Genomic DNA, 11,865 nt, shown 5'->3' with positions numbered 1-11,865 from the left:
TTTATATTGAGTAGTGTGTACAAAGTGTGTATGTTAAAGAACAAAGGGGTATTTACCACTGATTGCACAAATTCATTAGGAGAAATAAGATTATGGATAATCAAGTCAATTTAACCCGTCGTAATGATAAGGTCTGGCTGAAAACCTATGAGGCGCTTGGGCTAACTTACGATATTGACATGCCAGCCGAAGATACCTCACTGATCGATATTTTTGAGCAGAGCTTCGTTAAACATGGTGACAAAACGGCATTCGTCTGCATGGGCTCCTCAATTACTTTTAAAGAAGTAGACTTATATAGCCGTCAAGTTGCTGCTTATTTGCAGTCACTTGGACTGGTAAAAGGCGACAAAGTCGCGGTCATGATGCCTAATATTTTGCAGCTACCGGTTACAGTCATTGGCGTACTGCGTGCAGGTCTAACCTTAGTCAATGTCAATCCACTATATACTACCAAAGAGCTTGAACACCAGCTGACTGACTCTGATGCTAAAGCACTTATCTTGGTCGAAAACTTTGCCAAGACCTATCAAGATATCGGTCGCAAAGTCGTAGAGCATGTCGTCATCACAGGTATGGGCGATTTGATGGGCACGCTAAAAGGCTTTATGGTCAATACAGTCGTCCGTCACGTCAAAAAACTGGTCCCAGAATACAAGATTGCAAACAGCGTTGAATTCAAAAACATGCTTAAGCAAAGTCCGGCAAGTAAATACCAACGCCCAAGCAATATCAGCCTTAGTGATGTGGCAGTCTTACAGTATACCGGTGGTACCACTGGGGTTGCCAAAGGTGCGATGCTGACTCACAAAAATCTCGTTGCTAACCTTATTCAGTCTGATACCTTTTTGGGTAGTGCTTTTGATGAGTTTGATAAGAGTAACGAGCAGCCTGTCATTCTGACGGCTTTACCGCTATATCATATTTTCTCCTTTACTGTCTGCGGTATGTTTGGTATTTATCGCGGTTGTATCGGCCTCCTAGTGCCCAACCCGCGTGACCTTGATAGCTTATTAAAAGCTTATAAGAATAATCCACCAGCGTTTTTCCCAGCAGTAAACACTTTATTCAATGCGCTTGCTAATAATGAAGAGTTTAAGGCGATGGATCATAGTAAGCTGCGCATGTCGATGGGTGGCGGTATGGCAGTCCTTAGCTCAACGGCAGAAAAATGGCGTCAGGTAACAGGCAATATCATCGTCCAAGGTTACGGTTTGTCTGAGACTTCACCAGTCGCAACAGCTAACCCCTTTAATAGTGCTACGTTCAGTGGCAACATTGGCGTACCAATGCCAGATACTGACGTTGCTATCTTAGATGAAGCCGGTAACGAGCTTGAGCTAGGTGAGCGCGGTGAGATTAGTGTCCGTGGTCCGCAAGTAATGAAAGGCTACTGGAATCGCGATGATGCTACTCGTGAAGTCATGACCGATGATGGGTTTTTCCGTACGGGCGATATTGGGATTATGGATGAAGAAGGCTATGTCACTATCGTTGATCGTAAAAAGAATATGATTTTGGTCTCAGGCTTTAACGTTTATCCCAATGAAGTCGAAGAAGTGATGGCTGGTCATCCAAAGATTTTAGAGTGCGGAGTCATCGGTGTTGAAGATGAGAAGAGTGGCGAGGTTCCAAAAATATTCGTTGTACGTCAAGATAACAGTCTTACTGAAGAGGATGTTCTTGCCTACGCTAAAGAGCATTTGACTGGCTATAAACGCCCACGTCATGTTGAATTTATCGATGAGCTACCAAAATCGAACGTTGGTAAAATTTTGCATAAAGACTTACGTAAGCTTGAAGAAAAAAACCACGCCTCTTGATACTAAAGTCTTGAATGGTGCTTAAATGTTTAGCTTTATGATAATGGCTTTTAGCTAGAGCATATAAGTTAAAGCATTTGCGTTAAAGAGTATGGTTTAAAAGCTTATATTAAAGCAGTACTATTGATACCAGTAATGATAAGGCCGTTTACATACGGTCTTATCATTTTTTATTGTCAATTTTCAGTGAGGTTTAATTATAGTATAACTGTGAATTAGGGTGATGAAAGGCATTCTAATAATAGGGTACAGCGTTCTATCTACATGCAATTATGGAGACTTTTTAGCAAAACTGTTATAGTACGGACGTAGGCAACAGGGCAGACATTAGTTATTATTATCACCTATTAGAGTAACTAAGTAGATTCATATAAAGTTATTTATAAGCAATATGTAGGCTCGTAGATACTAATAACTATTTAGGTTACCTATCTCTAACATCCGATTTTTCATGCTTAACAATGAGAAATTTTCAGTGATTTATATTTATTATCTGCATTCTAATGACTTTATGTTCACAAATAATTATTCATAAATCCAGTATTCGTATCATCATTATATTATTCTACGTCTTTAATTGTAGTACTTAGGAAAAGTTATGACTGACAATGCCAACAACAGCGGTACTAATAAAAACACGCCAGACCAAGCGCCTGCTAACAGTGGTGAAAACCATGCGCATAAAGACGCACAAATAATGTCGGATATGACTGTGTTTCCTACCATGCCTACTATCCCAAGTGATAGACCATGGCTTGACGCTTATGAGCGTTATGGTATCGATGCGACTATTGATATGCCCGATGATGAGACCTCTTTGCTGGAAGTATTTGAGCGAAATTTTCGTCGTTACGGGCAAAAAACTGCTTATATCTGTATGGGCTCGTCAATTACCTTTAAGCAATTAGATTTATATAGTCGTCAAATCGCCAGCTACCTACAATCATTAGGATTGGTTAAAGGTGACAAAGTTGGGGTAATGATGCCCAATATTTTGCAGTATCCTATCGTCATGCTCGGTATCATCCGCGCAGGTATGGTATTAGTCAACGTCAATCCGCTCTATACCAGCCGTGAGCTATCACATCAGCTGCATGACAGCGGAGCAAAAGCATTATTTATCGTCGAAAACTTTGCTAAAACTTATCAAGACGCTGAAGATAAAGGCCAAGTTGAGCATGTGATTGTCTGTAAGATTGGTGACATGCTGGGCTCAGTCAAAGGGGTAGTGGTCAATCTAGTCGCACGCCATATCAAAAAGATGATTCCATCTTATAATTTGCCAAATAGCACTAGCTTTAAGCAGGCGTTAGGCGCGGTATCTGCAAGTAAATACCAGCGTCCAGATTTGTCGCTAAGTGATGTGGCTTTATTACAATATACTGGTGGTACGACTGGTGTGGCCAAGGGCGCTATGCTGTCTCACGGTAACCTAGTGGCCAACATGCTACAGATTAGCGTACTAATTAACAGCGCTTTTGAAGACGATATCAATAGTGACGATGTGATTTTGACGGCTTTACCGTTATATCATGTGTTCTCGTTTATGGTCTGCGGTATGTATGGTATGTATCAAGGCTTTGCAGGCTTATTGATTCCAAATCCACGTGATTTAGATGGTCTCATTAAAGAGATGGATAAATATAAGCCATCATTTATTCCTGCAGTGAATACCTTGTTTAATGGCTTGGTACAAAAAGATAGCTTTGCTAAATTGGATTTCTCAAACCTCAAAGCGGCTATCGGCGGCGGTATGTCAGTATTGCCAAGCGTGGCCAAAGAATGGCATAAAATCACTGGTCTGCCTATTGTAGAGGGTTATGGTCTGTCTGAAACTTCTCCAGTGGTTGCCTTTAACCCAATGACCATTGCAGAATTTACTGGCAAAATTGGTATTCCAGCATCAAGTACTGATATCGTATTAATTGACGACGAAGAAAACGAAGTTGCTATCGGTGAGCGCGGTGAGATCTGTGTTAAAGGTCCGCAAGTCATGATTGGCTACCAAAATCGTCCTGATGAGACCGCCAAGACCTTTACCGCAACCGGTTACCTAAAAACGGGTGACATCGGCATCATGGACGAAAAAGGCTTCATTAAAATTGTTGACCGTAAAAAAGACATGATTATCGTCTCTGGCTTTAACGTCTATCCGAACGAGATTGAAGAAGCCATGAGTGAGCATCCAGCAATCGTAGAGTGCGGTGCGATTGGTATACCGAATGATGAGCGCGGTGAAGATCCTAAGTTGTTTGTGGTCAAAAAAGGCGATGTTACGGAAAAAGAGCTGCTCGATTTTGGCAAAAAACAACTGACTGGTTATAAACGTCCACGCCATATCCAGTTCGTCGATGAGCTACCAAAATCAAACGTGGGTAAAATATTGCGTAAAGAGTTACGTAAGATGGAAGGGTTAGAATAAGGCTCTTGCTATTTGATATGCTGACCTGCATTGAAAATATAGAACAAGTCTAGGTATCGTTAAGTTATCTTAGCTTGCCTCATTTGAGCTTTATTTTGCTCTACTCTGATTATGTTTGTTGTCAAAATCACCACGTAATAACAATGACTTATATTGCTATTGCGTGGCTGTCACGTTAGGATATCTCAGATTTTAAGTCTGCTACCGTTCATAATATTCAATTATTAACGGCTTTTTAATTGGCGACTAATTAAAAACCACCGCTTAACAAGTCATTGGCAGACGATTACTTTTATTTTATATCACTATTTTATACCACTGCTTTTATAACATCGTCCTAGGAAATTTTATGCGTATTGATAACCGTGAGCTCAACCAACTTCGTTCGATTAGCTTTGAGCGCCACTATACCAAGCATGCCGAAGGGTCAGTGTTGGTCAGCTTTGGCGATACCAAAGTATTGTGTACAGCGAGTGTTGAGTCAGGTGTTCCGCGTTGGTTAAAAGGTAAAGGCAAAGGCTGGATTACCGCTGAATACGGTATGCTACCTCGCGCGACCAATACCCGTAATCAGCGTGAAGCGGCACGTGGTAAGCAGTCTGGTCGTACCCAAGAGATTCAGCGCCTCATCGGTCGTAGCCTACGTGCCATGATTGATCTTAGTAAGCTTGGTGAAAATACCATTTATCTTGATTGTGATGTCTTGCAAGCGGATGGTGGCACGCGTACCGCTAGTGTGACTGGTGCTGCTATTGCTTTGATCGATGCGCTTGAGAGTATCCAAAAGACCAAAAAACTAAAAGCTGATCCATTGATTGGTTTGGTTGCTGCGGTCTCTGTCGGCATGAAAGATGGCGAAGCTTATCTAGATCTAAACTATGAAGAAGATGCCAGCTGTGATACTGATCTGAACGTAGTAATGACGCAAAAAGGTGAGTTCATTGAGCTTCAGGGTACCGCTGAAGAAAAGCCATTTACCCGCGCTCAAGCTGATGACATGCTAATCCTTGCTGAAAAGGGTATTGCTGAGCTTATTAAGATGCAACAAACTGCGCTTGGCTGGTAGTTTTACGAAAGAATCCACTGACATCGAAGAGCTGCTCAACGAACAGCTTTTTGATTTACTTGCCGCTCAATAGGTCGCAACCAAAGGTACGAATGCATGCTAAAGCTCACTGATGACGGTGCCAAGATTACCTTACAAGGCCAGCCTCCAGCAGGTGACAATGGTCTGTTTTGGTTTGGATCAGCGTTGTTAATTGGTGCCGTAGCAGTGGCGTTGGCAATGAGCCTATTGCCAGAGCGCCTAGCGATTGGGGCGCTTGCCCTGCTGATTGTAGGTAGTTTTATCTTTAATCGAAAACGGCAACAGCGTAAAAAAGCCATGAGCGGTAACATTAACAGTGGTGTCTTATGGGTACGCGTAGGCGAGCTGGTACATGACAATAACGGTCGCCGCGAGCATATCAATCTGAGCGATGGCGATAAAGTCACTCTCTTTGGTGAGCAGCTCCAGATTATTAATGCAGATAACGTGCGCAAGTACCATATTAGTGGTTTTGACACTGTCCAAGAAGCGCAGGCAACTAAAGCTATATTAGAAGGCCAAGTGCTCAATAAGCGCCATGTTAATATTAAAATGAATAGCGACTAAATTTTTTAGAATGTAAGTTTTTAGAACGAAATTATTTATATAACGATTTTTAGACTACAATCTTTAAACGATAAAGCCATCTTTAAACAGATGGCTTTTTCTTTGTTTATTTTTACTCACTATTTTTAACCTACCTTTCGTCTTTATTTTTATACCTTCTGTCATCTGAAAATCATGAATAAAGCTTGCAGCATCCTGCCTAAATAGTTTATAACTAGAAACTAGTAATTTCACAGTTATCGCAAATTTTGTTGCTGTCTTGAAAGGAGCTGGTTATGCCGCCATCGTCGGTTATTACCTCAGATAAAGTACGATTATATAAAGCGCCACTACATAAGGCGTTATCCACCCCATCCAATTTTATAAAAGACACTTCTACAAAGCCTGTTTCTATAAATTTTATTTCCATAAAAAAGGCATTCATCACAGCATTATTAATATTTTTGAGTAGTGCAAGTTATGTGCATGCTGATAGTATGAGTGCCCTTATCGCACAAAAAACAGCTCAACCTGAGCTGGCAGTACCTGGCGCCAAAATCAATACACGCTCGACTATCCAGCGTACCCGTACTAACTATTCAACGATTAACAACACTAATAACAATAGCTTTGACACTCAGCCCACGTCGAATGCGTATGGTTATAGTCAGCAGCCTCAAACTGCGCCTGTATCGAAGGCATCTTATCGCTATCCTGAAGTACAGCGACAAGCGCCCACCGTCTTGCCTGCATTTTTATCGGGCAGTTATGATAACGTCGATAGTGAGTATCTACCATTACTTAGTAACGCTGAAAATCAAAGTAGTATGGCCGCACGCGAGGTGATAAGTACAGCACGCAAGATGGCACTCAACGAGCGTGCAATCATTCAAGGCGGCTGCTGGGACTATCTAAACGAGGTGTTTAAGCGGGCAGGAGTAACGCGTGATACGGTACATAAAGGTGCTTATAGACAAGGCCCTTATGCCAATAGTAATGAGATTGAGGTTGGTGACTGGCTCTATTATATCAACCATGGCTACAATGGTGTCGAGCATAGCGGCCTGTTTGTCGGCTGGGTCGATGAAGCTGCTAAACAAGCCCTTATACTGAGCTATGCTGGTGAAAACCGCCGCGAGCCAGCGCGTTATCGAGTTTATGATTTGAGTAATGTATACCAAATCATGCGTCCAACTGTTTAGGTAGGGCAAGTTAGGTAGTGCAAAGTATTTAGGTAGTGGATTTAATTTTTTTCATCACTACTTCTCATTCATTCTTTGCAAGAAAAGCTATCGTGCAAACAGCCATAAAAAAGCGTCCGTGACTTATGAAAGTGACGGACGCTTTTTATTGTTAAAGTATGAATTGCTGTCAATTTAACTAAGTTTTCTAAATAAGTTTTAGAAGGGCTTAACGACCACTAAAATGACGATAATGACTAAGGCAAAGACTGGTACTTCATTAAACCAGCGCCAAAATTTATGGGTTTTATAGTGTGGATTATCAATTAGTTTTCTCCGATAAAATCCACATGCGCCATGATAGGCTGAGAGCAAAATGACTAGAAAAATCTTAACATGTAGCCAGCCTTGGGTTTTATATACTTCCCAGCCAAGTCCTACCATCCATAGACCTAAAATCCACGTTGCTATCATTGACGGAGTCATGATACCGCGATATAGTTTGCGCTCCATCACAATGAAGCGCTCTTGACTAATAAGATCGTCACTCATCGCATGATAGACAAAAAGCCGCGGTAGATAAAAGATCGCCGCAAACCAGCAAACCACCGCAATAATATGTGCCGCTTTAATCCAGTTAAAATAATCTGCCATAGTTTTCTCTTGTTGTCTCGTCTCTTAATACTTATATGCGTAATATATAAACGTCGGCAAGCTTAGCGCAGATTAATTGATAATGGTAGCAGCACATCGTTAAGCTATTCTGCCAACACTACTTGCGATTGATGACCGCTCATAGCATCTATAACTGGCAGTTGCTTGGGTGCTCTTGGTGCCGCGAATTGCGCAGTCAAGCCCAGCTCGCGCATTAGCCTATTATCATTAGATTGGCTGGCATTACCTGTCGTCAGAAGCTTATCACCATAAAAGAATGAATTGGCACCTGCCATAAACGCCAAAGCCTGCTCGGCATCGGATAGGCTTTCGCGTCCAGCAGATAGGCGCACATAACTGCTTGGACAGCAAATACGCGTTACTGCAATCGTACGAATCCATTCCAGCACAGATAGCTCACCATCTGCCAATACTTTATCACCGATTGGTGTACCGGCAATAGGGACGAGCAGGTTAACGGGAATAGACTCGGGTGCTTTGGGCATTTTAAGCAATTCATGTACCCAGTCGATACGGTCGTCACGGCTTTCACCCATACCTACGATATTGCCACTACAAACATTAATCCCTGAGTCGCGTACGTTCGTTATTGTATCAAGACGCTCGTCATAGCTACGCGTGCTGACTACTTGCTCATAGTAGCGACGCGAGGTATCTAGATTATGATTATAGTAATCAAGCCCTGCATCGGCCAATTGTGCTGCCTGATCAGGGTTTAGCATACCAAGCGTCATACAAGTCTCAAGACCCAAACTCTTAACTTCTTTAACCAACTCGACCACATAAGGCATGTCTTTGGCGCTCGGATGTTTCCATGCTGCACCCATACAGAACCGCGATGAGCCGCTGGCTTTTGCGCGTTTGGCTGCGGCGATAACTTTATCAACTTCTAAGCGTTTTTCTGCCTGCAATTTGGTTTTGTCACGGTGATGACCTGATTGCGAACAGTAACCACAGTCTTCAGGACAATTTCCTGTCTTAATCGATAGCAAAGTACTAATCTGCACTTCATTAGCGTTAAAATTTTGACGATGAATCGTTTGCGCTTGTAATAATAAGTCCATTAACGGTAAGTCGAATAACTGCGCAATCTGCTCACGGCTGTGTTTGATCGGTGAGGGTTTGATTTCTGTTGCTAAGCTATCCGTAGAAAAAAAACTGGTGGTAGAGTCTGAGCCAATATCAGTGTTACTACTAGCTTGGAAGTTATCATCAGCTTGTGGGTTAGGTTCTTTGATTGAAAGCAGTCCTGCCATGAGTTAAATCCTTTTAGGGTAATATGAAAAAAATCAGATAAACTAAAATAGTTACTGACTAATAAAACAATAAAAAAGGTTACGGTAACCGTAGTATACCGCAACCTTTTTATAAAATCAGAGCACTGTTAAAAATGCTGTCAGATAGTGTTTGTAATGATATTTGCAAACTCTATCTCTCTAGGCATATAACGCTACCGAGCATTATTTACCAATTTTATGCTTAGCGACACCAATCCAGTGATGAGCGAACTTTTGCGCTTTATATGCATAAGGTTTCGCTTTTTGAATGTATGGTTTGCACTCTTCTGGCATAGTAGGCACGATATGCTTAGCAAGCTTGTTGAACCACATCATTAAGCTGTAATCGCCTTCTATACTTAGGTTGCCTTCTTGAACAGCAGTCATAAAGGCAGGAAGATCACCTTTAGATAAAAGCTTAACACCAGTCATTGAATCTTTAAAGTTGATAGTCAGATCTGGCTTATCAGCGTGACCACTACGTTGACTAAACTTCCCATTATCAAAGCTAAAATGACGTGCGATGTTAGACTCAACACTGGCAAGCTCGATAGTAACTTTACGATCAGCGAACAGTTTTTTGATGTCTTCATTATCGCTATCAGCAAGCATGGATAGGCGATAGCCAACCACAGCTAGCAATACGTCTAATGGATCAGATTTGATATCTAACACAGGAATAGTAAACATAGTCAGGCTCCTAAAAATGAGTATAAGAATAAGTGTGTAAAATGTAGGTGTTGAATAAACGCCACTTTATATTAATTTTCACGACAATCATATACGTAAATTATAAACGACCATCTACCTTTAATACTTTAGTAGTTGCGTAGGAGCTATTAGACATCATGTAACAACACCTTGAACCAACTACATTCTTGTTACAGCTGCAGATTTGCAAATGTAACTTCATAATAGACAATATGCTACTAATTCAGAAGCTGTAGTGAATATCATCACATTGCCATCAAACATTTCTATCAAACATAAGCGTCAAAAAATGCGCCAATATTAGGCGCAGTGAGTAACAGTAAATGATATTTAATAAAACATTGCTTCTAGAAGCGCGGCTGATAGTGATCATCATAGATAGGAGTATGTTCAACGTAGCGTGCAGCAGCCAGCTCGCGCTCTTGCTGTACTGTCCGGCTAACATCATCATAACGTAGCGCTCGATATAAAACCCAACCTGCTAGCGGCAACCAGCTGACACCCAAGGCCACTACGTAACTATGCCAATCAGATAATCCAAAACCATTCATTAAAGCACTATGTAACACTTCAACGCTCAGCCAATATACCATACCACCAAGTACATACCATAGTAGCCAACGCTGCGAGGATAAAGCAATAGCAATGATAAAGCTTGCCAATAAGCCATAACCAAGTAAAGCGCTACCACCCCACATCTTTACACCAGCAACAGAAAATATAGTCAAAAACATCATTCATCTCGCTATTCATAAGGTGAATTTCAATAAGACTATTATGCTAGTTAAGCATGGAAAGCTGAAGGGGGGAGAGGCGACTTTGCGACAACGGTTGTCGTCTAGTTTATAGCGGTTATTTTATTAAAAAGGATAGTAATCAATAAAAATAAGCGCCTCAATACTGGGCGCTTATAGTAAATAAATAATTTTAAAAATACATTTATATCAATAACTTGAATGATAAGCTAATAGGTTATACACGATTGGTACGGTTGCCCCACCAAGATAGCGCCGATACTAAGATTGCACCGAGTAACATCAGCCCTAATGTCGTGAGCCACTGCGCGCCAGCAGGGTATTGCCACGGTGCAACGTTGTTAATGGCATCACTATTGAGTGTACCCAAAGCGTCTACTTTCCACGGCCATACTTTAACTAGTGAGCCCGCGATAAAGCCAGTTAGTAGTGCCAAAGTTGCTTGATAATAGCGTGCCAATAACCACTTGAGCATCCGCGTAAATAATAATAGCCCCGTTGCCATACCTGCCATCAAGGTGATGATGACGCTAAGGTTAAAAGTATGTACCGCTTCTAAAACCGTATCATAAGCACCCATCAACAATAAGATGAATGACCCAGAAATACCCGGTAGAATCATCGCACAAATCGCAATGGCGCCTGCAAAGAATAAATACGGTAAGCTTGGAGTAGTGGTAAGCAGCGGCAGGTTACTAATGACTACCGCTGTCACAATACCAATGATAAATAGCCCTGTGCGCGCTGCATTCCAGCGTTTAATCTCACTCAATAAAATAACGACAGTGGCGACCACTAAACCAAAGAAAAACGACCAGATAAGCAATGGCTGATTGTCTAGTAAGTTCTTGATAAGGCCTGCTAAAGTAGCAAAGCTAGTGGCAATACCTAGTAATAAGAATAATAAAAATGTCGCATCGACCTGTCGCCACACGGCAAGTAGACCTTTGATGCCACCATGTTGACGAAATACTTGCCAAAGGCTCGGACCAATGCTACCAAGCGCATTAATAAGACGCTCATAAATACCTGCAATCAGTGCAATGGTACCACCCGATACGCCAGGTACGATATCAGCTGCGCCCATTGCCATCCCTTTGATATAGACAGCCAGTAACTGCTTTGGATTATCTGCTTTTGAAGGGGCAGCTGCTGGATTTGATAATGAGGCTGCATCGGTCTTCGCGCTTGATGACGGCGTGTTTGGCCGTGGTGATGGTGATGCCGTCATGGACATTCCTTTCTAAAAAAGTAATAAAGATCAGTATTAAAAGATCAGAGTTAAAAAATGATTATTATTGACAAGAGCGAAATTAACGACGTTAAGTTAGATTAGAGAAAATAGTACTAATCTAACTTAACGTCTAAATAATGTGCTTAGGGCGCAC

10 protein-coding genes are annotated in these 11,865 nt (G+C 41.6%); 5 read left to right on the top strand and 5 right to left on the bottom strand.

Translation table 11 applies throughout. The features are described from left to right. Positions 1 to 92 precede the first annotated feature (92 nt). The 5 genes from AK823_RS11870 to AK823_RS11850 all read left to right on the top strand — a co-directional run bounded on the left by AK823_RS11870 (position 93) and on the right by AK823_RS11850 (position 7,080). Positions 93 to 1,823, top strand: a complete 1,731-nt coding sequence (locus AK823_RS11870; protein WP_068329465.1) for an AMP-binding protein — start codon at positions 93 to 95, stop codon at positions 1,821 to 1,823. A 706-nt stretch (positions 1,824 to 2,529) separates the two neighbouring features. Then, positions 2,530 to 4,245: an AMP-binding protein gene (locus AK823_RS11865; protein ID WP_227514167.1), complete on the top strand. Its 1,716-nt coding sequence runs from the start codon at positions 2,530 to 2,532 to the stop codon at positions 4,243 to 4,245. 349 nt (positions 4,246 to 4,594) lie between these two features. Further along, positions 4,595 to 5,311 (top strand): ribonuclease PH, encoded by a 717-nt coding sequence (rph, locus tag AK823_RS11860; RefSeq protein ID WP_068037906.1) that lies wholly within the window; start codon positions 4,595 to 4,597, stop codon positions 5,309 to 5,311. 96 nt (positions 5,312 to 5,407) lie between these two features. After that, positions 5,408 to 5,899 carry a hypothetical protein gene (locus AK823_RS11855; protein WP_068037903.1) on the top strand — a complete coding sequence of 164 codons (492 nt, stop codon included), beginning with the start codon at positions 5,408 to 5,410 and terminating at the stop codon, positions 5,897 to 5,899. Positions 5,900 to 6,174: 275 nt separating this feature from the next. After that, a complete protein-coding gene (locus tag AK823_RS11850; RefSeq protein ID WP_228138865.1) occupies positions 6,175 to 7,080 on the top strand; it encodes a hypothetical protein in 906 nt (301 codons plus the stop codon). A gap of 198 nt (positions 7,081 to 7,278) precedes the next feature. Here AK823_RS11850 and hemJ read toward each other — a convergent pair whose 3' ends face one another. From hemJ to AK823_RS11825, 5 genes are all read right to left on the bottom strand, one after another. Beyond that, a complete protein-coding gene (gene hemJ, locus AK823_RS11845; RefSeq protein ID WP_068037901.1) occupies positions 7,279 to 7,713 on the bottom strand; it encodes a protoporphyrinogen oxidase HemJ in 435 nt (144 codons plus the stop codon). Positions 7,714 to 7,817: 104 nt separating this feature from the next. Next, positions 7,818 to 8,990 (bottom strand): biotin synthase BioB, encoded by a 1,173-nt coding sequence (gene bioB, locus AK823_RS11840; protein WP_068329463.1) that lies wholly within the window; start codon positions 8,988 to 8,990, stop codon positions 7,818 to 7,820. Between the two features lie 204 nt (positions 8,991 to 9,194). Further along, entirely contained in the window at positions 9,195 to 9,701 is a 507-nt protein-coding gene (locus AK823_RS11835) for an SCP2 sterol-binding domain-containing protein (RefSeq protein WP_068037896.1), read from the bottom strand. A 368-nt stretch (positions 9,702 to 10,069) separates the two neighbouring features. Continuing rightward, the gene (gene aciT, locus AK823_RS11830; RefSeq protein WP_228138864.1) at positions 10,070 to 10,459 is read right to left on the bottom strand and encodes an AciT family ciprofloxacin tolerance protein; all 390 of its coding nucleotides are present in this window, start codon (positions 10,457 to 10,459) and stop codon (positions 10,070 to 10,072) included. Positions 10,460 to 10,694: 235 nt separating this feature from the next. After that, positions 10,695 to 11,708 (bottom strand): DUF368 domain-containing protein, encoded by a 1,014-nt coding sequence (locus AK823_RS11825; protein ID WP_068329460.1) that lies wholly within the window; start codon positions 11,706 to 11,708, stop codon positions 10,695 to 10,697. Between the last annotated feature and the right edge of the window lie 157 nt (positions 11,709 to 11,865).

It is taken from the genome of Psychrobacter sp. P2G3 (assembly GCF_001593285.1).
Taxonomy (GTDB): domain Bacteria; phylum Pseudomonadota; class Gammaproteobacteria; order Pseudomonadales; family Moraxellaceae; genus Psychrobacter.
This window is presented reverse-complemented; position numbering and strand designations above follow the sequence as displayed.

Bases quoted from the DNA above. Each gene is read 5' to 3' on its own strand.
- AK823_RS11870 (WP_068329465.1), top strand. From the start codon at position 93: ATGGATAATCAAGTCAATTTAACCCGTCGTAATGATAAGGTCTGGCTG.
- AK823_RS11865 (WP_227514167.1), top strand. From the start codon at position 2,530: ATGACTGTGTTTCCTACCATGCCTACTATCCCAAGTGATAGACCATGG.
- rph (WP_068037906.1), top strand. From the start codon at position 4,595: ATGCGTATTGATAACCGTGAGCTCAACCAACTTCGTTCGATTAGCTTT.
- AK823_RS11855 (WP_068037903.1), top strand. From the start codon at position 5,408: ATGCTAAAGCTCACTGATGACGGTGCCAAGATTACCTTACAAGGCCAG.
- AK823_RS11850 (WP_228138865.1), top strand. From the start codon at position 6,175: ATGCCGCCATCGTCGGTTATTACCTCAGATAAAGTACGATTATATAAA.
- hemJ (WP_068037901.1), bottom strand. From the start codon at position 7,713: ATGGCAGATTATTTTAACTGGATTAAAGCGGCACATATTATTGCGGTG.
- bioB (WP_068329463.1), bottom strand. From the start codon at position 8,990: ATGGCAGGACTGCTTTCAATCAAAGAACCTAACCCACAAGCTGATGAT.
- AK823_RS11835 (WP_068037896.1), bottom strand. From the start codon at position 9,701: ATGTTTACTATTCCTGTGTTAGATATCAAATCTGATCCATTAGACGTA.
- aciT (WP_228138864.1), bottom strand. From the start codon at position 10,459: ATGATGTTTTTGACTATATTTTCTGTTGCTGGTGTAAAGATGTGGGGT.
- AK823_RS11825 (WP_068329460.1), bottom strand. From the start codon at position 11,708: ATGACGGCATCACCATCACCACGGCCAAACACGCCGTCATCAAGCGCG.